Origin of the sequence: Pseudomonas sp. 8 R 14, from assembly GCF_900005955.1 — a bacterium.
GTDB classification, from domain to species: Bacteria; Pseudomonadota; Gammaproteobacteria; order Pseudomonadales; family Pseudomonadaceae; genus Aquipseudomonas; species Aquipseudomonas marginalis.
The window spans coordinates 76216-99305 of the sequence record NZ_CVTH01000039.1 but is presented as its reverse complement, the minus strand read 5'-3'; the positions used below and the strand labels follow the sequence as shown (position 1 = coordinate 99305).

Sequence of the window (23090 nt, the reverse complement as noted above, 5' to 3'; positions counted from 1 at the left end):
TTGATTTCTAGTCTTTGATTAGATCGTTCTTTAAAAATTTGGGTATGTGATAGAAAGATAGACTGAACGTTACTTTCACTGGTAACGGCTCAGGCTAAGGTAAAATTTGTGAGTGGCTCTTAATTGAGTATGATCGAATTTTCGGCGAATGTCGTCTTCATAGTATAACCAGATTGCTTGGGGTTATATGGTCAAGTGAAGAAGCGCATACGGTGGATGCCTTGGCAGTCAGAGGCGATGAAAGACGTGGTAGCCTGCGAAAAGCTTCGGGGAGTCGGCAAACAGACTTTGATCCGGAGATGTCTGAATGGGGGAACCCAGCCATCATAAGATGGTTATCTTGTACTGAATACATAGGTGCAAGAGGCGAACCAGGGGAACTGAAACATCTAAGTACCCTGAGGAAAAGAAATCAACCGAGATTCCCTTAGTAGTGGCGAGCGAACGGGGACTAGCCCTTAAGTGGCTTTGAGATTAGCGGAACGCTCTGGAAAGTGCGGCCATAGTGGGTGATAGCCCTGTACGCGAAAATCTCTTAGTCATGAAATCGAGTAGGACGGAGCACGAGAAACTTTGTCTGAATATGGGGGGACCATCCTCCAAGGCTAAATACTACTGACTGACCGATAGTGAACTAGTACCGTGAGGGAAAGGCGAAAAGAACCCCGGAGAGGGGAGTGAAATAGATCCTGAAACCGTATGCGTACAAGCAGTGGGAGCCCACTTTGTTGGGTGACTGCGTACCTTTTGTATAATGGGTCAGCGACTTATTTTCAGTGGCGAGCTTAACCGAATAGGGGAGGCGTAGCGAAAGCGAGTCTTAATAGGGCGTCTAGTCGCTGGGAATAGACCCGAAACCGGGCGATCTATCCATGGGCAGGTTGAAGGTTGGGTAACACTAACTGGAGGACCGAACCGACTACCGTTGAAAAGTTAGCGGATGACCTGTGGATCGGAGTGAAAGGCTAATCAAGCTCGGAGATAGCTGGTTCTCCTCGAAAGCTATTTAGGTAGCGCCTCATGTATCACTGTAGGGGGTAGAGCACTGTTTCGGCTAGGGGGTCATCCCGACTTACCAAACCGATGCAAACTCCGAATACCTACAAGTGCCGAGCATGGGAGACACACGGCGGGTGCTAACGTCCGTCGTGAAAAGGGAAACAACCCAGACCGTCAGCTAAGGTCCCAAAGTTATGGTTAAGTGGGAAACGATGTGGGAAGGCTTAGACAGCTAGGAGGTTGGCTTAGAAGCAGCCACCCTTTAAAGAAAGCGTAATAGCTCACTAGTCGAGTCGGCCTGCGCGGAAGATGTAACGGGGCTCAAACCATACACCGAAGCTACGGGTATCACGTAAGTGATGCGGTAGAGGAGCGTTCTGTAAGCCTGTGAAGGTGAGTTGAGAAGCTTGCTGGAGGTATCAGAAGTGCGAATGCTGACATGAGTAACGATAATGGGTGTGAAAAACACCCACGCCGAAAGACCAAGGTTTCCTGCGCAACGTTAATCGACGCAGGGTTAGTCGGTCCCTAAGGCGAGGCTGAAAAGCGTAGTCGATGGAAAACAGGTTAATATTCCTGTACTTCTGGTTATTGCGATGGAGGGACGGAGAAGGCTAGGCCAGCTTGGCGTTGGTTGTCCAAGTTTAAGGTGGTAGGCTGGAATCTTAGGTAAATCCGGGATTCTAAGGCCGAGAGCTGATGACGAGTTAACTTTTAGTTAACGAAGTGGTTGATGCCATGCTTCCAAGAAAAGCTTCTAAGCTTCAGGTAACCAGGAACCGTACCCCAAACCGACACAGGTGGTTGGGTAGAGAATACCAAGGCGCTTGAGAGAACTCGGGTGAAGGAACTAGGCAAAATGGCACCGTAACTTCGGGAGAAGGTGCGCCGGTGAGGGTGAAGGACTTGCTCCGTAAGCTCATGCCGGTCGAAGATACCAGGCCGCTGCGACTGTTTATTAAAAACACAGCACTCTGCAAACACGAAAGTGGACGTATAGGGTGTGACGCCTGCCCGGTGCCGGAAGGTTAATTGATGGGGTTAGCTAACGCGAAGCTCTTGATCGAAGCCCCGGTAAACGGCGGCCGTAACTATAACGGTCCTAAGGTAGCGAAATTCCTTGTCGGGTAAGTTCCGACCTGCACGAATGGCGTAACGATGGCGGCGCTGTCTCCACCCGAGACTCAGTGAAATTGAAATCGCTGTGAAGATGCAGTGTATCCGCGGCTAGACGGAAAGACCCCGTGAACCTTTACTATAGCTTTGCACTGGACTTTGAATTTGCTTGTGTAGGATAGGTGGGAGGCTTTGAAGCGTGGACGCCAGTCTGCGTGGAGCCAACCTTGAAATACCACCCTGGCAACTTTGAGGTTCTAACTCAGGTCCGTTATCCGGATCGAGGACAGTGTATGGTGGGTAGTTTGACTGGGGCGGTCTCCTCCTAAAGAGTAACGGAGGAGTACGAAGGTGCGCTCAGACCGGTCGGAAATCGGTCGTAGAGTATAAAGGCAAAAGCGCGCTTGACTGCGAGACAGACACGTCGAGCAGGTACGAAAGTAGGTCTTAGTGATCCGGTGGTTCTGTATGGAAGGGCCATCGCTCAACGGATAAAAGGTACTCCGGGGATAACAGGCTGATACCGCCCAAGAGTTCATATCGACGGCGGTGTTTGGCACCTCGATGTCGGCTCATCACATCCTGGGGCTGAAGCCGGTCCCAAGGGTATGGCTGTTCGCCATTTAAAGTGGTACGCGAGCTGGGTTTAGAACGTCGTGAGACAGTTCGGTCCCTATCTGCCGTGGACGTTTGAGATTTGAGAGGGGCTGCTCCTAGTACGAGAGGACCGGAGTGGACGAACCTCTGGTGTTCCGGTTGTCACGCCAGTGGCATTGCCGGGTAGCTATGTTCGGAATAGATAACCGCTGAAAGCATCTAAGCGGGAAACTAGCCTCAAGATGAGATCTCACTGGGACCTTGAGTCCCCTGAAGGGCCGTCGAAGACTACGACGTTGATAGGTTGGGTGTGTAAGCGCTGTGAGGCGTTGAGCTAACCAATACTAATTGCCCGTGAGGCTTGACCATATAACACCCAAGCAATTTGCGTCGAAAGGCCAGATTGCGGTGTGTGAAGACGCAATGAACCGAAAGTTCGAGATTTCACAAAACACCGACAGCTGTCACATACCCAATTTGCTGAAGCGAGGCCAGCTGGCCACGACTCAGTACCCGAATTTCTTGACGACCATAGAGCATTGGAACCACCTGATCCCATCCCGAACTCAGCAGTGAAACGATGCATCGCCGATGGTAGTGTGGGGTTTCCCCATGTGAGAGTAGGTCATCGTCAAGATTAAATTCCGAAACCCCATTTGCGAGAGCAGATGGGGTTTTGTTTTGGGCGGTCGGAAAGTGCGAAGAGGCGCCTCGGGAGGGGCTTCAGTGCTAAAGTCCATGCCCATTAAAGGAAACAGGATCTCCGTTCGAAGCGCTAGCAGTACTTTGGGTGGGTCCAGGGTTAACCAAGGGTCGTTTTAGCGTCCTCGCAAAGGCCTGTGAGTGGGCCTGCTGGACTTTATGATGATATGAAGGGGAGTCGCGCTATCTCGCTCTCTGGGAGCTGTCGCGGCCTCAGGGCGCTTTTCTGCAGACGAAAAAAAAGACCTTGAAATTCAAGGTCTTTCTTTAAGATGGTGCCCCGAGGGAGACTCGAACTCCCACTCCTTTCGAAAACGGATTTTGAATCCGCCGCGTCTACCAATTCCGCCATCAGGGCTCAATGGCGGCGAAGTATAGAGATGAGATTACCGTTGGTCAATCACGTTTCATGGTCTATTTTCACTATTTCCGCTAGACTTCCCGGCCCTGCTAGACGAACCCCATCATGCGCGTTGCTGACTTTACTTTTGAACTCCCGGATTCGCTGATTGCTCGCCACCCTTTGGCCGAGCGTCGCGCCAGTCGACTGCTGACCCTGGACGGGGCCAGCGGCACCCTCGCACACCGTCAATTCACTGATTTGCTTGAGCATTTGCGTCCGGGCGATCTGATGGTGTTCAACAATACCCGGGTCATCCCGGCACGGCTGTTTGGCCAGAAAGCATCCGGCGGCAAGTTGGAAATTCTGGTGGAACGGGTGTTGGACAGCCATCGTGTGCTGGCCCATGTACGCTCCAGCAAGTCGCCGAAACCGGGTTCGAGCATCCTCGTCGAGGGTGGCGGTGAAGCCGAGATGGTAGCGCGTCATGATGCGCTGTTCGAACTCCGGTTCGCCGAAGAGGTTTTGCCGTTGCTGGAGCGCGTCGGTCATATGCCATTGCCTCCTTATATCGACCGCCCCGACGAAGACTCGGACCGTGAGCGCTATCAAACGGTCTATTCCCAGCGCCTCGGTGCCGTGGCCGCGCCGACTGCCGGGCTGCATTTTGACCAACTGCTGCTGGATGCGATTGCCGCCAAGGGCGTCGAGACCGCCTATGTGACCCTGCACGTGGGGGCCGGCACGTTTCAGCCGGTGCGTGTGGATAACATCGAAGACCACCATATGCATAGCGAATGGCTGGAAGTCAGCCAGGACGTCGTGGACGCAGTTAGCGCCTGCAAGGCGCGCGGCGGGCGGGTGGTTGCGGTGGGCACCACCAGCGTGCGCTCCCTTGAGAGCGCGGCGCGTGATGGCGTGCTCAAACCGTTCAGTGGCGACACCGATATCTTTATTTACCCAGGCCGGCCGTTCCATGTGGTCGACTGCCTGGTGACCAACTTCCATTTGCCGGAATCCACGCTATTGATGCTGGTGTCGGCCTTCGCGGGTTATCCCGAAACAATGGCGGCGTACAAAGCAGCCATCGACAATGGATACCGTTTTTTCAGCTACGGTGATGCGATGTTTATCACCCGTAATCCGGCGCCGCGCGGCCCAGAGGAACAACTATGAGTCGTATGTCGTTTGAATTGCTCGCCACCGACGGCAAAGCCCGTCGCGGTCGCCTGACGTTTCCGCGCGGTACGGTAGAGACCCCGGCATTCATGCCCGTGGGCACCTACGGCACCGTTAAAGGCATGCTGCCGCGTGACATCGTCGCCACCGGCGCCGAGATCATCCTCGGCAACACCTTCCACCTGTGGCTGCGTCCAGGCACTGAAGTGATCAAGAAGCATGGCGACCTGCATGACTTCATGAAGTGGCAAGGCCCGATCCTCACGGACTCGGGTGGTTTCCAGGTGTTCAGCCTGGGCGCCATGCGCAAGATCAAGGAGGAGGGCGTGACCTTCGCCTCGCCGGTGGACGGTTCCAAGGTATTCATGGGCCCGGAAGAGTCCATGCAGGTGCAACGCGACCTGGGCTCGGACATCGTGATGATTTTCGACGAGTGCACACCGTACCCGGCTGATGAGGACGTCGCGCGGATTTCCATGGAGCTGTCCCTGCGTTGGGCCCAGCGTTCGAAGAATGCCCATGGCGACAACACCGCGGCGCTGTTTGGCATTGTCCAGGGCGGCATGCATGAAAGCCTGCGCAAACGCTCGCTGGAAGGCCTCGACAAGATCGGTTTTGACGGCCTGGCCATCGGCGGTTTGTCGGTGGGCGAACCCAAGCACGAGATGATCAAGGTACTGGACTACCTGCCAGGCCTGATGCCCGCTGACAAACCTCGTTACCTTATGGGCGTTGGCAAACCCGAAGATCTCGTAGAGGGTGTGCGCCGCGGTGTGGACATGTTCGATTGCGTGATGCCAACCCGTAATGCCCGCAATGGGCATCTGTTCATCGATACAGGCGTGCTCAAGATCCGTAACGCGTTCCATCGCCATGATGATTCGCCGCTGGATCCCACCTGTGATTGCTACACCTGCCAGAACTTCTCCCGTGCTTATCTGCACCATCTGGACAAATGCGGGGAAATGCTGGGTAGCATGTTGAATACCATCCACAATTTGCGTCACTACCAAGTCCTGATGGCTGGTTTGCGCGAGGCTATTCAACAGGGTACATTGGCCGCCTTCGTCGATGCCTTCTATGCCAAGCGCGGGCTCCCTGTGCCGCCCTTGGACTGAGTTTTCCGACCCTAAGATTCACTATTTGCAACTGGAGTGCTAAATGAGCTTTTTTATCTCTAACGCCATGGCTGACGCCGCTGCGCCTGCTGCTGCCGGCCCTATGGGCGGTGGTTTCGAGTGGATTTTCCTGGTCGGCTTCCTGGTCATCTTCTACCTGATGATCTGGCGTCCACAGGCCAAGCGTGCCAAAGAGCAGAAGAACCTGCTGGGCAGCCTGCAGAAAGGCGACGAAGTCGTGACCACCGGCGGCATCGCGGGCAAGATCACCAAGGTTTCCGATGCTTTCGTGGTTCTGGAAGTGTCCGACACCGTGGAAATGAAGTTCCAGAAGGGCGCCATCGCCGCCACGCTGCCAAAAGGCACGCTCAAAGCGATCTAAGTTCCAACCTTTACCAATCGACGGGGCGCGCAAGGCGCCCCGCGTTATAAGCGGGCGGCGTGATGCTGAACAAATACCCTCTGTGGAAATACGTACTGATCCTGGCGGTGCTGGCGATCGGTTTTATTTATTCCGCTCCCAATCTTTACCCTGATGACCCGGCGATCCAGATCACTGGCGCCAGCACTTCGCTGCAGGTCAACCAGGCTGACCTGGAGCGCGCGAGCAAGGCGCTGGCCGACGCGGGTATCCAGGTTAAAGCGGCAACATTGGCAGCTGGTGCGAAGGGCGGGTTGTTGCGCCTGACCAAGCAAGAAGACCAATTGCCGGCAAAAGATGTCGTACGCAAGGCCATGGGTGACGATTACGTTGTTGCCCTGAACCTGGCACAGACCACGCCACAGTGGTTGCGCAGCATTGGCGCGCACCCGATGAAGCTGGGTCTGGACTTGTCCGGTGGTGTGCACTTCCTGCTGGAAGTCGACATGGACAAAGCCCTCGACGCACGCCTGAAGGTCTATGAAGGCGACGTGAAGAGCCTGCTGCGTAAAGAGAAGCTGCGTTATCGCAGCCTGCCGCAGCTCAACGGTGCCATCCAGCTGGGCTTCTCTGACGAGGCCTCCCGTGAACAGGCCCGTGCGCTGATCCGCAAGAACTTCAACGATTTCGACATCGTACCGGCCGACCTGAATGGTCAGGCGGTACTGCGTCTGGCGATGAGCCCGGCCAAAATCGCGGAAATCCGCGAATACTCCATCAAGCAGAACTTGACCACGGTACGTAACCGCGTCAACGAGCTGGGTGTGGCCGAGCCGATTGTTCAGCGTCAGGGCGCCAACCGCATCGTGGTTGAGCTGCCGGGCGTGCAGGACACCGCTGAAGCCAAGCGTATCCTGGGTAAAACCGCCAACCTGGAGTTCCGTCTTGCGGCTGAGCCGGGTGCTTCCCGTGCAACTTCCGAAGAGTTCGAGTTCCGTGAAGGCAACCGTCCTCCGGCGCTGATCGAGCGTGGCTTGATCATCACCGGTGACCAGGTGACCGACGCCAAGGCCGGTTTCGGCGAGCACGGTACCCCTGAAGTGAACATCCGCCTGGATGGCCACGGCGGCGAACTGATGAGCCGCGCCACGCGCAGCAACGTTGGTCGCAGCATGGCGGTGATCTTCATCGAGCAGCGCCCGGTGACCACCTACACCAAGCAAATGGTCAACGGCGTCGAGAAAGACGTACCGGTGCAGACCTTCAAGGAAGAGAAGAAGATCATCAGCCTGGCGACCATCCAGTCGCCGCTGGGTGCTCAATTCCGCATCACCGGCCTGAACGGCCAGGGCGAATCCTCGGAGCTGGCCCTGTTGCTGCGTGCCGGTGGCCTGGCTGCGCCGATGTACTTCGCTGAAGAACGTACCATCGGCCCGAGCCTGGGTGCCGACAACATCACCAAGGGTATCGACGCGGCCTTGTGGGGCATGCTGTTCGTGTCGCTGTTCATCATCGCCATCTACCGCTTCTTCGGCATCATTGCCACCGTGGCCCTGGCGGGCAACATGGTGATGCTGCTGGCCCTGATGTCGCTGCTGGGCGCTACGCTGACCTTGCCAGGTATCGCCGGTATCGTACTCACCATGGGTATGGCGGTAGACGCCAACGTGCTGATCTTCTCGCGGATTCGTGAAGAGATCGCCGCCGGCATGACCGTACAGCGTGCAATCAACGAAGGCTTCGGCCGGGCATTTACCGCGATTCTCGACTCCAACCTGACCACATTGCTGGTTGGCGGGATTCTCTTTGCCATGGGCACCGGCCCGGTCAAAGGTTTTGCGGTAACCATGTCCCTCGGTATCTTTACCTCGATGTTCACGGCCATCATGGTGACCCGCGCAATGGTCAACCTGATCTTTGGCGGGCGTGACTTCAAGAAGTTGTGGATTTAAGGGGCTGCCATGTTACGTACAATCAACTTCATGGGCGTTCGCAACATTGCGTTCGGCGTCACCTTGCTCCTTACCGTTCTGGCGTTGTTCAGCTGGTTCCATAAGGGCCTGAACTACGGTCTGGACTTCACCGGCGGTACGCTCATCGAGCTGACCTACGAGAAGCCCGCCGACGTCACCCTGGTACGCAGTGAACTGGTCAAGGCCGGCTATCACGAAGCCATCGTGCAGAGCTTCGGTGCGACCACCGACCTGCTGGTGCGCATGCCTGGCGAAGACCCGCAACTGGGTCACCAGGTAGCCGAAGCCTTGCAGAAGGTGGGTGGTGACAACCCTGCGTCGGTCAAGCGCGTCGAGTTCGTGGGCCCGCAAGTGGGTGAAGAGCTGCGCGACCAGGGCGGCCTCGGCATGCTGATGGCGCTGGTCGGTATCATGATCTACCTGGCTTTCCGCTTTCAGTGGAAGTTCGGTGTCGGCGCCATTGTGTCGCTGATCCACGACGTGATCGTGACCGTGGGTATCCTGGCGTACTTCCAGATCACCTTCGACCTGACCGTGCTGGCGGCCGTGCTGGCGATCATTGGTTACTCCCTCAATGACACCATCGTGGTATTCGACCGGGTTCGCGAGAACTTCCGCGTACTGCGCAAGGCGTCGCTGATCGAGAACATCAACATCTCCACCACCCAGACCCTGCTGCGGACCATGGCGACGTCGATCTCCACCTTGCTGGCGATCGCGGCGCTGATGATCTTCGGTGGCGACAACCTGTGGGGCTTCTCCCTGGCGCTGTTCATCGGCGTCCTGGCAGGCACCTACTCGTCGATCTACATCGCCAACGTGGTGCTGATCTGGCTGAACCTCAACAGCGAAGACCTGATCCCTCCTGCCGCCACTGGCAAGGAGGTCGACGACCGTCCTTGAGGGGCGCTTGTTGATCTGCTGTTACAAAAAGGGCACGAGTATTGAACTCGTGCCTTTTTTTTTGCTCCAAGGCTGGGTATAGCGCGGATCTTTCGGTCCGTTTGTGATGGTCAGGAGGTTCAACGTGAACAAGTCGTTACTGGTTGGTGCGGTATTGGGTGCTGTCGGTGTAACTGCCGGGGGTGCTGTTGCCACCTACAGCCTGGTAAAAAGCGGCCCTGAGTATGCGCAAGTGCTGGCGGTGCAGCCGGTGAAAACCCAGATTAAAACACCTCGCGAAGTCTGCAAGGACGTCGCAGTGACCCGGCAGAAGCCGGTGCAGGATCAACATCAGATCGTCGGTACGGTGGTTGGTGCGCTGGCCGGTGGCCTGTTGGGTAACCAGGTCGGTGGCGGTAACGGCAAGAAGCTGGCCACTGTGGCCGGTGCGGTCGGTGGTGGTTACGCCGGTAACAAGGTTCAGGAAGGTATGCAGAACCGCGATACCTATACCACCACCCAGACTCGCTGTAACACCGTCAACGACATCAGTGACAAGGTCGTTGGCTATGACGTGCGTTACACCTTGGATGGCAAGGAAGGTTCGGTGCGCATGGATCGTGATCCGGGCGGCCAGATTCCAGTCGACAAGGAAGGGCGTCTCGTCCTGGGCCAGAACCAGCAGTAAGTCTTCTCTTGTATTTGATTTGTGGTGGTGTTGGTATTTAAGCTCACACCAAGCAAATCCCAGGCATAAAAAAAGCACCCCGCAGGGTGCTTTTTTTTGCTCGCTCGCTTAGCGCTTCAGCGAAGCCGGCAGGTGCGGCTGGATCGCCGTCAGTACTGCCTTGAAGCATTTGGTGTTGCCGGCAACGACGTGGCCTTTTTCCAGGAAGTCATGACCGCCGGTGAAGTCGCTCACCAGGCCGCCGGCCTCTTGGATCAGTAGGGCGCCTGCAGCCATGTCCCACTCGGACAGGCCCGACTCCCAGAACGCATCAAAACGACCGGCAGCCACATAGGCCAGGTCCAGGCTGGCCGCGCCAGCACGACGGATGCCGGCAGTCTGGCCAACCAGGGCGCGGAACATGCCCAGGTAGTTCTCCAGGTTGTCCATCTGGTCGTCACGGAACGGGAAGCCGGTACCCAGCAGGGCGCCATCCAGGCTGGTGCGACCGCTGACGCGCAGGCGACGACCGTTCAGTTGGGCACCACGGCCACGGCTGGCGGTGAATTCTTCCTGGCGAACAGGATCGAGTACTACAGCGTGTTCCAGGCGGCCACGGTATTTGCAGGCAATGCTGACGGCAAAGTGCGGGATGCCGCGCAGGAAGTTGGTGGTGCCATCCAGTGGGTCGATGATCCACAGGTAGTCTTCGCCTTCGCCGCTGCCTTTGTGCAGGCCGGTTTCCTCGCCGAGGATGCCGTGGGTAGGGTAGGCCTTGCGCAGCGCGTCGATGATCTTCTGTTCAGCGGCGCGATCCACCTCGGACACATAATCCTTGGCGTCTTTTTCGTCGACCTTGATGGTATCCAGGCGCTCGATGGAGCGGAAGATCAATTCACTGGCGCTGCGGGCGGCGCGCAGCGCGATATTCAGCATGGGCTGCATGGATGTGTCACCTAAGGTTGTTAAAGAAAGCCGAGCATTCTAGCAGAAACTTTCTTCAGGTGAAGGACGACGTTAGCTTTCATGGCATAACCTTAGGCTGTTCTGTAAGATTTGCTCCCCTTTCCCGTGTCCGAGAGCGCCTACCTTGCTGCAAAACATTCGTGTCGTCTTGGTCAATACCAGTCATCCCGGCAATATCGGCGGGGTGGCGCGAGCCATGAAAAACATGGGGCTGACGCGCCTGGTGCTGGTCGAACCGCGCGTGTTCCCGCACCACGAGGCCGATGCCCGCGCATCCGGCGCCAATGACATCCTGGAAAAAGCCCAGGTGGTCGCCACTCTGGAAGACGCCTTGGTCGGCTGCAACCTGGTGCTTGGCACCAGCGCCCGTGACCGCCGCATCCCCTGGCCGCTGCTGGATCCGCGTGAGTGCGGTACCAAGGTAGTGGAAGAGGCGGCCGGCGGTGCTGAAATCGCCCTGGTATTCGGCCGTGAAGACTCCGGCCTCACCAATGAAGAGCTGCAACGATGTCATTATCACGTGCACATTCCATCAGACCCTGGGTTCAGTTCGCTGAACCTCGGGGCAGCGGTGCAGGTGTTGAGTTACGAAGTGCGCATGGCCTGGCTGGCCGCTGAAGGGCAGCCGAGCAAGGTAGAGAAGGATGAAGTGGCGTCGACCAAGAGTGGCGAACTGGCCACCATGGACGAGCTGGAGCGGTTCTATGAGCACCTGGAGCAAACCCTGGTGGCCATCGAATTCCTCGATCCGGAAAAACCTCGGCACTTGATGGCGCGCCTGCGCCGCCTGTACGGGCGCAGCTCGGTCAGTCGAGCGGAAATGAATATATTGCGTGGCATCCTCACGGAAACCCAGAAAGCGGCCCGTGGCGAGCTTCTTAAGCGGAAGGATTAAAAATGTTCGAGCGTTTGCGAGAAGATATCCAGAGTGTTTTCCATCGTGACCCGGCGGCGCGCAACGCCTTTGAGGTGCTGACCTGCTACCCGGGCATGCACGCGATCTGGATCCATCGCCTGTCCGGCGCCTTGTGGAATATGGGCTGGAAATGGTTGGCGCGGCTGGTGTCGAACTTCGGCCGCTGGTTGACCGGGATCGAGATTCACCCAGGTGCCAAGGTGGGACGTCGCTTCTTTATCGATCACGGTATGGGCATCGTCATTGGCGAGACTGCCGAGATTGGTGACGACGTGACCCTCTACCAAGGCGTGACATTGGGCGGCACCAGCTGGAACAAGGGTAAGCGCCACCCGACGCTGGAGGATGGTGTGGTGGTGGGTGCGGGCGCCAAGGTGCTTGGTCCGTTCACCGTAGGCGCTGGCGCCAAAGTCGGCTCCAACGCCGTGGTGACCAAGGCCGTGCCGGCCGGCGCCACTGTAGTGGGGATTCCGGGGCGGATCATCGTCAAGCCGGAAGTGGGCGATGAGCAGGAAGCCAAGCGCAAGGCCATGGCCGAAAAAATCGGTTTCGATGCCTACGGTGTCAGCGAAGACATGCCCGACCCTGTCGCGCGCGCCATCGGCCAGTTGCTTGACCACCTGCAAGCGGTGGACGGCAAGCTGGACGGTATGTGCGGCGCGCTGAAGGAATTGGGCAGCAGCTACTGTGCGAAAGACCTGCCTGAGCTGCGCGAAGAGGACTTCGCCGAGATCAAGAGTGAGCCCGCCACCAAAGCTGGCTGAGATCTCACATTTGCTGCTAGGCCCATGTGGGAGGCTTGCCCCCCCCCCCCCGATGGCCATCTGTCAGTCACCCAATATATTGACTGATCCACCGCTATCGGGGGCAAGCCCCCTCCCACATGTGATCTCCATTGGTCTCGATATCGAGCCATCGCCGCGCTGCCGCTGTTCGTCCTCGCCCCGTCCTGCTATGATTCGCGCGCCCTTTTTACGGGTAATCCTGACTAAAGTACTAGGTCTTATAGTTGACTTAAATACTCGGGAATCGCATACTTGCTCCCATTCTGAAACACCTTGGTACTTGTCCATGAGACTGACTACAAAAGGCCGATACGCGGTGACCGCCATGCTTGATTTGGCCTTGCACGCGCAAACTGGGCCGGTGTCCCTGGCCGATATCTCCGAGCGCCAAGGCATTTCCCTGTCCTACCTTGAGCAGCTGTTCGCCAAGTTGCGCCGTAGCAATCTGGTCTCCAGTGTGCGTGGGCCGGGCGGCGGCTATCAGCTGTCCCGCGACATGCAGGGCATCCAGGTGGCCCAGGTGATCGACGCGGTCAACGAATCCGTCGACGCGACCAAGTGCCAGGGCCTGGGTGACTGCCACGCCGGCGACACCTGCCTGACGCACCACTTGTGGTGTGACTTGAGCCTGCAGATCCATGAGTTTTTGAGTGGTATCAGCTTGGCTGATCTTGTGACTCGCCGTGAGGTGCAAGAAGTAGCCCAGCGTCAGGACCAGCGCCGTTGCAATACCAAGGCGCCGCGTCTGGACAAGATCGAAGCGTCCGCCGTCGAGTGACAGCCGAAGAGCTAACGGCACGCCAGCCAGCCTGATTTAGGAGAAAGTCCATGAAATTGCCGATTTACCTTGATTACTCAGCGACCACCCCGGTTGATCCGCGTGTCGCGCAAAAGATGAGCGAGTGCCTGCTGGTCGACGGAAACTTCGGCAACCCGGCCTCCCGTTCCCACGTTTTCGGCTGGAAAGCCGAGGAAGCGGTCGAGAACGCTCGTCGCCAGGTTGCCGACCTGGTTGGCGCAGATCCGCGTGAAATCGTCTGGACCTCCGGTGCCACCGAGTCCGACAACCTGGCTATCAAGGGCGCGGCGCATTTCTACGCGACCAAAGGCAAGCACCTGATCACCACCAAGATTGAGCACAAGGCTGTCCTCGACACCATGCGCCAACTGGAGCGTGAAGGTTTCGAGGTCACTTACCTTGAGCCAACCACCGACGGTATCGTCACCCCGGCCATGATCGAAGCCGCGCTGCGTGAAGACACCATCCTGGTTTCCGTGATCCACGTGAATAACGAGATCGGTACCATCAACGACATCGCGGCCATCGGCGAGCTGACTCGCTCCAAAGGCATCCTGCTGCACGTCGACGCTGCTCAGTCCACCGGCAAGGTCGATATCGACCTGTCCAAGCTGAAAGTCGACCTGATGTCGTTCTCGGCCCACAAGACCTATGGCCCCAAAGGCATCGGCGCACTGTACGTGAGCCGCAAGCCACGCGTGCGCATCGAAGCCACCATGCACGGCGGCGGTCACGAGCGCGGCATGCGTTCGGGCACCCTGGCGACCCACCAGATCGTCGGCATGGGCGAAGCCTTCCGCGTAGCCAAGGAAGACATGGCTGCCGAAAACGTACGTATCAAGGCCCTGAGCGATCGCTTCTACAAGCAGGTCGAGAACCTTGAAGAGCTGTACATCAACGGCAGCATGACTGCCCGTGTACCGCACAACCTGAATTTGAGCTTCAACTATGTCGAAGGCGAGTCGCTGATCATGGCGCTCAAGGACCTGGCGGTTTCGTCCGGCTCGGCCTGTACCTCGGCTTCGCTTGAGCCTTCGTACGTACTGCGCGCCCTGGGCCGCAACGACGAACTGGCACACAGCTCGATCCGCTTTACGTTCGGCCGCTTCACCACCGAAGAGCAAGTCGACTACGCCGCGCAGAAGGTTTGCGAAGCCGTCAACAAGCTGCGCGTCCTGTCGCCGCTGTGGGACATGTACAAAGACGGTGTCGATATTTCCAAGATCGAGTGGGCGGCACACTAACTATAGAAGCCGCCACCCAAGCTCTGTAGGAACGTGGCGGTAAACGCAGGCGTTTTTACAGGGTTCCAGAGCGGCCCTGATGAGTGAGGATTCAGTACCATGGCTTACAGCGAAAAGGTCATCGACCACTACGAAAACCCGCGCAACGTCGGCAAGATGAACGCGGAAGACCCTGATGTCGGCACCGGCATGGTCGGCGCTCCGGCGTGCGGCGATGTAATGCGCCTGCAGATCAAGGTCAACGAAGCTGGCGTTATCGAAGACGCCAAGTTCAAGACTTACGGCTGCGGTTCGGCCATCGCCTCCAGCTCCCTGGCGACCGAATGGATGAAAGGCAAGACCCTGGATGAGGCTGTGACTATCAGCAATACCCAGCTGGCCGAAGAACTGGCCCTGCCTCCAGTGAAAATCCACTGCTCCGTGCTCGCAGAAGACGCCATCAAGGCGGCCGTTCGCGACTACAAGCAGAAGAAAGGCTTGATCTAAGCATTTGGCGACGAGTAAGGAGTCAACGATGGCTATCAGCATGACAGAAGCGGCTGCGCGGCACGTGCGACGCTCCCTGGATGGGCGCGGTAAAGGTGAGGGGATTCGTCTGGGTGTTCGCACCACGGGCTGCTCCGGCCTTGCCTATGTGCTGGAGTTCGTCGACGAGGTGGTTGATGAGGACCAGGTGTTCGAAAGTCACGGCGAGAAAGTGATCATCGACCCTAAAAGCCTGACTTACCTGGACGGCACCGAACTCGATTTCGTCAAGGAAGGGTTGAACGAAGGCTTCAAGTTCAACAACCCCAACGTACGCGGTGAATGTGGCTGCGGCGAAAGCTTCAACATCTGAGGCTATTCGTGGGTACTCCTTGTCATTTCGCTTTATTCGAGCTGCAGCCGAGTTTTCGGCTGGACCTCGAGCAGCTTGCCACGCGCTACCGAGAATTGGCGCGTGGGGTGCATCCGGACCGCTTCGCTGACGCTTCCGAGCGTGAGCAGCGCTTGGCGCTGGAGCAATCGGCCAGCCTCAACGAAGCCTATCAGACGCTCAAAAGCCCACCGAAGCGCGCGCGTTACCTGCTCGCGATGAACGGTGGCGAGTTGCCCCTGGAAGTGACCGTGCACGACCCGGACTTCCTGATGCAGCAGATGCAGTGGCGTGAAGAGCTCGAAGACCTGCAGGACGAAGCCGATGTGGCGGGTGTCGCGGTCTTCAAGCGTCGTCTGAAAGTTGCCCAGGATGAGCTCAACGAAAGCTTCGCAGCCTGTTGGGACGATGCAGCGCAACGTGAACAGGCCGAGCGCCTGATGCGGCGCATGCAGTTCCTCGACAAGCTCACCTACGAAGTGCGCCAGCTGGAAGAGCGCCTCGACGATTAACCCAGTGTGCTGCCCGTGATGCGCGCCTGATAGACAGATAAGACCTGATTACCATGGCTCTACTGCAAATCGCCGAACCCGGCCAAAGCCCTCAACCGCACCAGCGTCGCTTGGCGGTGGGGATTGACCTGGGTACCACCAATTCCCTGGTTGCTGCCTTGCGCAGCGGCCTGTCCGAGCCGCTGCCCGACGCTGACGGCCAGGTGATCCTGCCGTCCGCCGTGCGCTATCACGCTGATCGCACCGAAGTCGGTGAGTCGGCCAAGTTGGCGGCGTCTACCGATCCTTTGAACACCGTGCTGTCGGTCAAGCGCTTGATGGGTCGTGGCCTGTCCGACGTCAAGCAATTGGGCGACCAGCTGCCGTACCGCTTTGTCGGTGGTGAATCCCATATGCCGTTCATCGACACGGTCCAGGGCCCGAAAAGCCCGGTGGAAGTGTCGGCGGATATCCTCAAGGTGCTGCGCCAGCGCGCGGAAACCACGCTGGGTGGCGAACTGGTCGGTGCGGTGATCACCGTCCCGGCGTATTTCGATGATGCCCAGCGCCAGGCCACAAAGGACGCGGCGAAACTCGCCGGCCTGAGCGTGTTGCGCCTGCTCAACGAGCCGACTGCTGCGGCCGTGGCCTATGGCCTGGACCAGCATGCCGAAGGCCTGGTCGCTATTTACGACCTGGGTGGTGGCACTTTTGATATTTCGATCCTGCGCCTGACTGGCGGCGTGTTCGAAGTACTGGCTACCGGTGGCGATACAGCGCTGGGTGGCGATGACTTCGACCACGCCATCGCGGGTTGGATCATCAGCAGCGCCGGCTTGTCCGCTGACCTGGATCCGGGCGAGCAGCGTAACTTGCTGCAAACGGCCTGTGCCGCCAAGGAGGCGCTGACTGACGCTACTTCTATTGACGTTTCCTACGGCAGTTGGTGCGCCAAGCTGACTCGCGAAGCCTTTGATTCGCTGATCGAACCGATGATCGCCCGCAGCCTGAAAGCCTGCCGTCGTGCCGTGCGTGACTCCGGTATCGAGTTGGAAGACGTCGGTGCCGTGGTCATGGTCGGCGGTTCAACCCGTGTGCCAAGGGTTCGCGAAGCCGTGGCCGAAGCCTTTGGTCGCCAGCCGCTGACGGAAATCGACCCGGACCAGGTGGTCGCCATCGGCGCCGCCATCCAGGCCGATACCCTGGCCGGCAATAAGCGCGATGGCGGCGAACTGCTGCTGCTTGACGTGATCCCGCTGTCCCTGGGGCTGGAGACCATGGGCGGGCTGATGGAGAAGGTGATTCCACGGAACACCACCATCCCCGTCGCTCGCGCCCAGGACTTCACGACCTATAAAGATGGTCAGACGGCGATGATGATTCATGTGCTGCAAGGCGAGCGCGAGCTTATCAGTGACTGCCGCTCCCTGGCGCGCTTTGAATTGCGCGGCATCCCGGCCATGGTCGCGGGTGCGGCGAAGATTCGCGTGACCTTCCAGGTCGACGCCGACGGCCTGCTCAGCGTCGCCGCGCGCGAGCTGGCGTCCGGCGTGGAGGCCAGCATCCAGGTCAAGCCGTCCTACGGCCTGACTGACGGTGAAATCGCCAAGATGCTCAAGGATTCGTTCCAATACGCCGGTGACGACAAGGTCGCGCGTGTACTGCGCGAGCAACAAGTGGATGCCCAGCGCCTGCTTGAAGCGGTGCAGGGCGCCCTTGATGCCGACGGCGAGCGTTTGCTGGATGCCGAAGAGCGCATGGTCATCGACCTGCAGATGCAGGAGCTGGCCGAACTGATGAAAGGCAACGATGGTTACGCCATCGAGCAGCAGACCAAGCGCTTGTCGCAGGTCACTGACGCCTTTGCTGCCCGCCGCATGGATCAGACGGTAAAAGCCGCACTGGCCGGGCGCAACCTGAATGAAATCGAGGAATAATTAATGCCGCAGGTCATTTTTCTGCCACACGCCGAGCATTGCCCGGACGGTATGGTTGTTGAGGCTGAGACCGGCAAGTCCATCCTCGAAGTTGCCCATGACAACCACATCGAGATCGAAAGTGCCTGTGGTGGTGTGTGCGCCTGCACCACCTGCCACTGCATCATTCGCGAAGGCTTCAGTAGCCTGGAAGAGGCCGATGAGCTGGAAGAGGATTTTCTTGATCGCGCCTGGGGCCTGGAAGCCACTTCTCGCCTAAGCTGTCAGGCAAAGGTCGGGACTGAAGACATCACCGTCGAAATTCCGAAATATTCGCTCAACCATGCGGCCGAAGCGCCGCACTGATTCAAGGAGGTGTCATGAGTCTTAAATGGGTTGATGTGCAAGAGATCGCTATCCTGTTGGCCGACGGCAACCCGGATACGGATCCCTATTCCCTGAATTTTGTTGCTTTGCGTGACATGGTCATGGCCTTGCCAGGCTTTGATGATGAGCGCGATCGCGGTGGCGAAAAGGTCCTGGAAGCTATCCAGACTGCCTGGAAAGAAGAGCAGGACTGACGCCTCCCTTACGCAGTTAGGCAATACCCAAGAACCCGCGTATAATTCGCGGGTTTAATTTTTCGTAAATTACCGTTTCTGGAGTTACACCATGGCTGTTCAACGTACTTTCTCCATCATCAAGCCTGACGCTGTTGCAAAAAACGTCATCGGCGAGATCACCACTCGTTTCGAAAAAGCCGGCCTGAAGGTTGTAGCTTCGAAACTCAAGCAACTGTCCAAGGCTGAAGCTGAAGGCTTCTACGCTGAGCACAGCGCTCGTGGCTTCTTCGGCGACCTGGTTGCCTTCATGATCTCCGGTCCTGTTGTTGTTCAGGTTCTGGAAGGCGAAAACGCCATCGCTCTGAACCGTGAGCTGATGGGCGCTACCAACCCTAAAGAAGCCGCTGCCGGCACCATTCGTGCTGACTTCGCTGACTCCATCGACGCCAACGCTGTTCACGGTTCGGACTCCGAAGCCGCTGCTGCTCGCGAAATCTCGTACTTCTTCGCAGCTACCGAAGTAACCACTCGCTAAGCATCGGCTTAAAGAGTGAGGGTGAATCCATGACGACATCGACTGTAAAAACCAACCTGCTGGGTCTGACTCAACAGGAAATGGAAAAATTCTTCGACTCAATCGGGGAGAAGCGTTTCCGTGCCGGTCAGGTAATGAAATGGATTCACCACTTTGGCGTCGACGATTTCGACGCCATGACGAACGTCAGCAAGGCCCTGCGCGACAAGCTCAAGGCTATTGCTGAAGTACGTGGCCCCGAAGTGGTCAGCGAGGACATCTCCAGCGACGGCACCCGTAAGTGGGTGGTGCGCGTAGCGTCCGGCAGCTGCGTCGAGACCGTGTACATTCCCCAGGGCAAGCGCGGTACCTTGTGCGTTTCGTCCCAGGCAGGCTGTGCCCTGGACTGCAGTTTCTGCTCCACCGGCAAGCAAGGCTTCAATAGCAACCTCACTGCCGCCGAAGTGATCGGCCAGGTGTGGATTGCCAACAAATCCTTTGGCAGCGTCCCGGCGACCGTCGACCGTGCCATCACCAACGTGGTGATGATGGGCATGGGTGAGCCGCTGCTGAACTTCGACAACGTCATCGCAGCCATGCACCTGATGATGGACGACCTGGGCTACGGCATCTCCAAGCGCCGTGTGACCCTGTCGACCTCCGGCGTGGTCCCGATGATCGATGAGCTGGCCAAGCACATCGACGTCTCCCTGGCGTTGTCGCTGCACGCACCCAATGACGCATTGCGTAACCAATTGGTGCCGATCAACAAGAAGTATCCGCTTAAGATGCTGCTCGAATCCTGCCAGCGTTATATGGCGACCTTGGGCGAAAAACGTGTGCTGACCATTGAGTACACCATGCTCAAGGATGTTAACGACAAGGTCGAACACGCGGTCGAGATGATTGAACTGCTCAAGAACACCCCGTGCAAGATCAACCTGATTCCGTTTAACCCGTTTCCACATTCTGGTTACGAGCGACCAAGCAACAACGCCATTCGCCGTTTCCAGGATCAACTGCACCAGGCCGGCTACAACGTCACCGTGCGCACCACCCGTGGTGAAGACATCGACGCCGCCTGTGGTCAATTGGTCGGGCAGGTGATGGACCGCACCCGCCGCAGCGAGCGCTATATCGCCGTGCGTGAATTGAACGCCGCCGACGATCTGCCGCAAATTGCTGTGAATCGAATCTGAGAGAGGATCTCTATGCCCTTGCGCCTTGCGCTGCTTCTGCTGGTTACCGGCCTCGCCGCCGGTTGTGTTTCATCGGGCCATGACAGCCCTTTGCAAACCGGCAAGGGCCGTGACGAGGCGCGGGTTGCCTATGTGCAACTGGGGTTGGGTTACCTGCGCCAAGGCATGAGCGAGCAGGCCAAGGTGCCGTTGAAAAAAGCCCTTGAACTGGACAGCGACGATGCTGACGCCAACGCTGCGCTGGCCCTGGTGTTCCAGGCCCAGGCCGAGCCTGAACTGGCTGACCGGTACTTCAATAAAGCCCTGGCCGCACGGCCTGCCGATCCGAAACTGCTGAACAATTACGGCAGTTTCCTGTTCAAGCAAAAGCGTTATGACCAGGCCGCCCTTTATTTCCAGCAAGCCAGTACCGATACCCTCTATCCTGAGCGCGCGCGGGTGTTCGAGAACCTTGGGGTGACCTCGATGCGCCTCGGCCAGCGCGACAGCGCACGCCAGCAGCTGGAAAAAGCCCTGCACTTGAATGGCCATCAGCCACGAGCGCTGCTCGAAATGGCTGAGTTGTCCTACGAAGACAGGCATTATGTGCCGGCACGTGACTATTACGAGCGTTTTAGCCTGCTCAGCGGGCAAAATGCACGTAGTCTATTGCTCGGCGTGCGCCTGGCGACGGTTCATGAAGAACACGACACGGCCGCACGTTTTGGCCAGCAACTCGAACGACTCTATCCCGGTACGCCGGAATATCAGCAATACCTGTCGGAGCAATGATGAAAGCGGCGCACCCGGAAGTTGTAGCAGCTAATCGCGTAAACCCAGGCGACACCTTGCGTCAGGCCCGCGAAAGCAATGGTTGGTCGCTGGCGGAAGTGGCCCTCAAGCTCAATTTGACCACCACCTCCCTGGGCAACCTTGAGGCCGGCGCATTCGACAAGCTGCCTGGGCATACCTTCGCCCGTGGTTATATCCGCGCCTACGCCAAGTTGCTGGGCATCGACCAGGCCGTGTTGGTCCAGGAATTCGACCAGTTCACCGGCACCGACTCCCAGGGCAGCAATGTGCATGGCCTGGGTCGCATCGAAGAGCCGGTGCGGGTTTCCCACACAATCCTGCGGATTGTCAGCCTGTTGTTGCTGATCGCCGTGATCGGCGGCGGTTTCGTCTGGTGGCAAGACCAGACGTCCCAGCGCAGTAAAGACCTGACCAGCAACGCCATGGAGCACGTCGAAGTCGAGAGCGCCGACGGCACCACCCAGATTCATCCGCTGGATGAGCCGGAAGACCAGGCCGTTGCCCAAGGCCAGGCTGCCCCCGAAACCCCGGCCACCGCTGAGCCGTCCGAACCGGAAAGTGCCCCGACCGCTGCCGTACCGGCCCCAGTGACACCGGCCACGCCAGCCCATACCCCCGCGGCTCCGGTTGCCCAGGCTCATACACCGGCTGCTCCGGTCCCGGCGCCAGCGACTACGGCGCCAACCGCTCCGGCAGCCCCTGCGATTTCACCACCCACCACCCCTGCGTTGATCGCCGGTGACGGGCGTGTACAAATTACCTTCGTCGCTGACTGCTGGACGCAAGTCACCGATGGCAACGGCAAAGTGCTGGTCAGTGGTCTCAAGCGTAAGGGCGATACGCTCGACCTGGGCGGCAAGCCTCCTTTGACGCTGCGTCTGGGCTTCGCCCGTGGCGCGCAAGTGGCCTACAACGGCCAGCCTGTAGACGTAGCGCCGTTCACCACTGGCGAGACCGCTCGCCTGAAGTTGGGACAATAGTCATGCACGGCGAATCTCCAATCAAACGTCGCGTATCGCGCAAGATCTGGGTCGGCTCGGTGCCGGTGGGTGGCGACGCCCCCATCGCGGTACAGAGCATGACCAACAGCGACACCAATGACGTTGCCGCTACCGTTGCCCAGATCAATCGCCTGGAAGCGGCCGGTGTAGACATCGTTCGGGTATCCGTCCCGGACATGGACGCTGCCGAGGCTTTCGGTCGCATCAAGCAGCTGGTCAAGGTGCCGCTGGTTGCCGACATTCACTTCGACTACAAGATCGCCTTGCGTGTGGCCGAGTTGGGTGTCGATTGCCTGCGCATCAACCCGGGCAACATCGGTCGTGAAGACCGTGTGCGCGCTGTGGTGGACGCTGCCCGTGATCGCGGGATCCCGATCCGCATCGGCGTCAACGCCGGTTCCCTGGAAAAAGACCTGCAAAAGAAGTACGGCGAGCCGACCCCGGCAGCGCTGGTCGAGTCTGCACTGCGTCATGTTGAACACCTCGAACGCCTGAACTTCCAGGACTTCAAGGTCAGCGTAAAGGCCTCCGACGTGTTCATGGCGGTGGAAGCCTACCGCCTGCTGGCCAAGGAAATCGTGCAGCCGCTGCACTTGGGCATCACCGAAGCCGGCGGTTTGCGCTCAGGCACAGTGAAATCTGCGGTGGGTCTCGGTATGCTGCTCGCCGAAGGGATTGGCGATACTATCCGCATCTCGTTGGCGGCAGACCCGGTAGAGGAAGTGAAAGTCGGCTACGACATTCTCAAATCCCTGCGTTTGCGTTCACGCGGCATCAACTTCATTGCCTGCCCGAGTTGCTCGCGGCAGAACTTCGACGTGGTGAAAACCATGAACGACCTGGAGTTGCGCCTCGAAGACCTGCTGGTGCCGCTGGATGTTGCAGTGATCGGTTGTGTGGTCAACGGCCCGGGTGAAGCCAAGGAAGCCCATGTGGGCTTGACCGGCGGTACACCGAACCTGATTTACATCGACGGTAAGCCGTCGCAGAAGTTAACGAATGACAATCTGGTGGATGAGCTGGAAAAGCTGATCCGCGAGAAAGCGGCCGAAAAGGTCGCGGCTGACGCAGCGCTGATCGCTCGCGGCTGATTGAACGAATTTAAGGATTTGAT

General features: G+C 58.2%; 22 protein-coding genes, 1 tRNA gene and 2 rRNA genes. 23 read left to right on the top strand and 2 right to left on the bottom strand.

The annotated features are described in order from the left end of the window. Positions 1-189 precede the first annotated feature (189 nt). Both BFQ01_RS08010 and rrf read left to right on the top strand, forming a co-directional pair. Positions 190-3081, top strand: a 23S ribosomal RNA gene (locus tag BFQ01_RS08010). 152 nt (positions 3082-3233) lie between these two features. Then, positions 3234-3349, top strand: a 5S ribosomal RNA gene (gene rrf / locus BFQ01_RS08005). Between the two features lie 338 nt (positions 3350-3687). Here rrf and BFQ01_RS08000 read toward each other — a convergent pair. Further along, positions 3688-3772, bottom strand: a tRNA-Leu gene (locus tag BFQ01_RS08000). Positions 3773-3880: 108 nt separating this feature from the next. Between BFQ01_RS08000 and queA the strand changes: the two genes are divergently transcribed. The 6 genes from queA to BFQ01_RS07970 all read left to right on the top strand — a co-directional run bounded on the left by queA (position 3881) and on the right by BFQ01_RS07970 (position 9955). Next, positions 3881-4930: a tRNA preQ1(34) S-adenosylmethionine ribosyltransferase-isomerase QueA gene (gene queA, locus BFQ01_RS07995; RefSeq protein ID WP_065924873.1), complete on the top strand. Its 1050-nt coding sequence runs from the start codon at positions 3881-3883 to the stop codon at positions 4928-4930. A gap of 5 nt (positions 4931-4935) precedes the next feature. Then, the gene (gene tgt, locus BFQ01_RS07990) at positions 4936-6051 is read left to right on the top strand and encodes a tRNA guanosine(34) transglycosylase Tgt (protein WP_003175976.1); all 1116 of its coding nucleotides are present in this window, start codon (positions 4936-4938) and stop codon (positions 6049-6051) included. Positions 6052-6094: 43 nt separating this feature from the next. Beyond that, complete coding sequence (gene yajC, locus BFQ01_RS07985; RefSeq protein ID WP_003175975.1) at positions 6095-6433, top strand: preprotein translocase subunit YajC; 339 nt, start codon at positions 6095-6097, stop codon at positions 6431-6433. Between the two features lie 62 nt (positions 6434-6495). Then, positions 6496-8364 carry a protein translocase subunit SecD gene (gene secD / locus BFQ01_RS07980; RefSeq protein WP_027605408.1) on the top strand — a complete coding sequence of 623 codons (1869 nt, stop codon included), beginning with the start codon at positions 6496-6498 and terminating at the stop codon, positions 8362-8364. Between the two features lie 9 nt (positions 8365-8373). Next, on the top strand, positions 8374-9288 hold the full coding sequence (secF, locus tag BFQ01_RS07975) for a protein translocase subunit SecF (RefSeq protein WP_065924872.1): 915 nt from the start codon (positions 8374-8376) through the stop codon (positions 9286-9288). A 124-nt stretch (positions 9289-9412) separates the two neighbouring features. Further along, positions 9413-9955, top strand: a complete 543-nt coding sequence (locus BFQ01_RS07970) for a glycine zipper 2TM domain-containing protein (RefSeq protein ID WP_015885750.1) — start codon at positions 9413-9415, stop codon at positions 9953-9955. Positions 9956-10063: 108 nt separating this feature from the next. Here the strand turns inward: BFQ01_RS07970 and suhB are convergent, their stop codons facing one another. Then, positions 10064-10879 (bottom strand): type III secretion system regulator SuhB, encoded by an 816-nt coding sequence (gene suhB / locus BFQ01_RS07965; protein WP_003175971.1) that lies wholly within the window; start codon positions 10877-10879, stop codon positions 10064-10066. Between the two features lie 145 nt (positions 10880-11024). On the opposite strand from suhB, the gene trmJ reads away from it, so the two are divergent. The 15 genes from trmJ (at position 11025) to ispG (ending at position 23067) form a co-directional block, all read left to right on the top strand. Continuing rightward, complete coding sequence (trmJ, locus tag BFQ01_RS07960) at positions 11025-11795, top strand: tRNA (cytosine(32)/uridine(32)-2'-O)-methyltransferase TrmJ (protein ID WP_027605410.1); 771 nt, start codon at positions 11025-11027, stop codon at positions 11793-11795. Positions 11796-11797: 2 nt separating this feature from the next. Beyond that, on the top strand, positions 11798-12580 hold the full coding sequence (gene cysE, locus BFQ01_RS07955; RefSeq protein WP_065924871.1) for a serine O-acetyltransferase: 783 nt from the start codon (positions 11798-11800) through the stop codon (positions 12578-12580). A gap of 307 nt (positions 12581-12887) precedes the next feature. Next, positions 12888-13379, top strand: coding sequence for a Fe-S cluster assembly transcriptional regulator IscR (gene iscR, locus BFQ01_RS07950; protein ID WP_003194020.1), 492 nt, complete (start codon positions 12888-12890; stop codon positions 13377-13379). Between the two features lie 50 nt (positions 13380-13429). Then, the gene (locus tag BFQ01_RS07945; protein WP_017530022.1) at positions 13430-14644 is read left to right on the top strand and encodes an IscS subfamily cysteine desulfurase; all 1215 of its coding nucleotides are present in this window, start codon (positions 13430-13432) and stop codon (positions 14642-14644) included. Positions 14645-14743: 99 nt separating this feature from the next. Continuing rightward, positions 14744-15130, top strand: coding sequence for a Fe-S cluster assembly scaffold IscU (iscU, locus tag BFQ01_RS07940; RefSeq protein ID WP_003209682.1), 387 nt, complete (start codon positions 14744-14746; stop codon positions 15128-15130). Between the two features lie 28 nt (positions 15131-15158). After that, the gene (iscA, locus tag BFQ01_RS07935; protein WP_024077295.1) at positions 15159-15482 is read left to right on the top strand and encodes an iron-sulfur cluster assembly protein IscA; all 324 of its coding nucleotides are present in this window, start codon (positions 15159-15161) and stop codon (positions 15480-15482) included. Between the two features lie 8 nt (positions 15483-15490). Then, positions 15491-16012, top strand: a complete 522-nt coding sequence (gene hscB / locus BFQ01_RS07930) for a co-chaperone HscB (RefSeq protein ID WP_027605413.1) — start codon at positions 15491-15493, stop codon at positions 16010-16012. Between the two features lie 53 nt (positions 16013-16065). Next, positions 16066-17928: a Fe-S protein assembly chaperone HscA gene (gene hscA / locus BFQ01_RS07925; protein WP_065924870.1), complete on the top strand. Its 1863-nt coding sequence runs from the start codon at positions 16066-16068 to the stop codon at positions 17926-17928. 3 nt (positions 17929-17931) lie between these two features. Beyond that, positions 17932-18273, top strand: coding sequence for an ISC system 2Fe-2S type ferredoxin (gene fdx, locus BFQ01_RS07920; RefSeq protein WP_065924869.1), 342 nt, complete (start codon positions 17932-17934; stop codon positions 18271-18273). Between the two features lie 14 nt (positions 18274-18287). Further along, complete coding sequence (iscX, locus tag BFQ01_RS07915; RefSeq protein WP_065924868.1) at positions 18288-18488, top strand: Fe-S cluster assembly protein IscX; 201 nt, start codon at positions 18288-18290, stop codon at positions 18486-18488. A gap of 91 nt (positions 18489-18579) precedes the next feature. Continuing rightward, entirely contained in the window at positions 18580-19005 is a 426-nt protein-coding gene (gene ndk / locus BFQ01_RS07910; protein WP_017846179.1) for a nucleoside-diphosphate kinase, read from the top strand. Positions 19006-19034: 29 nt separating this feature from the next. Then, positions 19035-20183 (top strand): 23S rRNA (adenine(2503)-C(2))-methyltransferase RlmN, encoded by a 1149-nt coding sequence (gene rlmN, locus BFQ01_RS07905; RefSeq protein ID WP_027605416.1) that lies wholly within the window; start codon positions 19035-19037, stop codon positions 20181-20183. A gap of 12 nt (positions 20184-20195) precedes the next feature. Beyond that, positions 20196-20954, top strand: coding sequence for a type IV pilus biogenesis/stability protein PilW (gene pilW, locus BFQ01_RS07900; protein ID WP_065924867.1), 759 nt, complete (start codon positions 20196-20198; stop codon positions 20952-20954). Beyond that, a complete protein-coding gene (locus tag BFQ01_RS07895; RefSeq protein ID WP_065924866.1) occupies positions 20954-21955 on the top strand; it encodes a RodZ domain-containing protein in 1002 nt (333 codons plus the stop codon). Before pilW ends, BFQ01_RS07895 begins: the two co-directional genes overlap by 1 nt. 2 nt (positions 21956-21957) lie before the next feature. Beyond that, positions 21958-23067 (top strand): flavodoxin-dependent (E)-4-hydroxy-3-methylbut-2-enyl-diphosphate synthase, encoded by a 1110-nt coding sequence (gene ispG / locus BFQ01_RS07890; RefSeq protein ID WP_003175952.1) that lies wholly within the window; start codon positions 21958-21960, stop codon positions 23065-23067. Positions 23068-23090 lie beyond the last annotated feature (23 nt).

Bases quoted from the DNA above. Each gene is read 5' to 3' on its own strand.
- queA (WP_065924873.1), top strand. From the start codon at position 3,881: ATGCGCGTTGCTGACTTTACTTTTGAACTCCCGGATTCGCTGATTGCT.
- tgt (WP_003175976.1), top strand. From the start codon at position 4,936: ATGTCGTTTGAATTGCTCGCCACCGACGGCAAAGCCCGTCGCGGTCGC.
- yajC (WP_003175975.1), top strand. From the start codon at position 6,095: ATGAGCTTTTTTATCTCTAACGCCATGGCTGACGCCGCTGCGCCTGCT.
- secD (WP_027605408.1), top strand. From the start codon at position 6,496: ATGCTGAACAAATACCCTCTGTGGAAATACGTACTGATCCTGGCGGTG.
- secF (WP_065924872.1), top strand. From the start codon at position 8,374: ATGTTACGTACAATCAACTTCATGGGCGTTCGCAACATTGCGTTCGGC.
- suhB (WP_003175971.1), bottom strand. From the start codon at position 10,879: ATGCAGCCCATGCTGAATATCGCGCTGCGCGCCGCCCGCAGCGCCAGT.
- cysE (WP_065924871.1), top strand. From the start codon at position 11,798: ATGTTCGAGCGTTTGCGAGAAGATATCCAGAGTGTTTTCCATCGTGAC.
- iscR (WP_003194020.1), top strand. From the start codon at position 12,888: ATGAGACTGACTACAAAAGGCCGATACGCGGTGACCGCCATGCTTGAT.
- BFQ01_RS07945 (WP_017530022.1), top strand. From the start codon at position 13,430: ATGAAATTGCCGATTTACCTTGATTACTCAGCGACCACCCCGGTTGAT.
- iscU (WP_003209682.1), top strand. From the start codon at position 14,744: ATGGCTTACAGCGAAAAGGTCATCGACCACTACGAAAACCCGCGCAAC.
- iscA (WP_024077295.1), top strand. From the start codon at position 15,159: ATGGCTATCAGCATGACAGAAGCGGCTGCGCGGCACGTGCGACGCTCC.
- hscA (WP_065924870.1), top strand. From the start codon at position 16,066: ATGGCTCTACTGCAAATCGCCGAACCCGGCCAAAGCCCTCAACCGCAC.
- fdx (WP_065924869.1), top strand. From the start codon at position 17,932: ATGCCGCAGGTCATTTTTCTGCCACACGCCGAGCATTGCCCGGACGGT.
- iscX (WP_065924868.1), top strand. From the start codon at position 18,288: ATGAGTCTTAAATGGGTTGATGTGCAAGAGATCGCTATCCTGTTGGCC.
- ndk (WP_017846179.1), top strand. From the start codon at position 18,580: ATGGCTGTTCAACGTACTTTCTCCATCATCAAGCCTGACGCTGTTGCA.
- rlmN (WP_027605416.1), top strand. From the start codon at position 19,035: ATGACGACATCGACTGTAAAAACCAACCTGCTGGGTCTGACTCAACAG.
- pilW (WP_065924867.1), top strand. From the start codon at position 20,196: ATGCCCTTGCGCCTTGCGCTGCTTCTGCTGGTTACCGGCCTCGCCGCC.
- BFQ01_RS07895 (WP_065924866.1), top strand. From the start codon at position 20,954: ATGAAAGCGGCGCACCCGGAAGTTGTAGCAGCTAATCGCGTAAACCCA.
- ispG (WP_003175952.1), top strand. From the start codon at position 21,958: ATGCACGGCGAATCTCCAATCAAACGTCGCGTATCGCGCAAGATCTGG.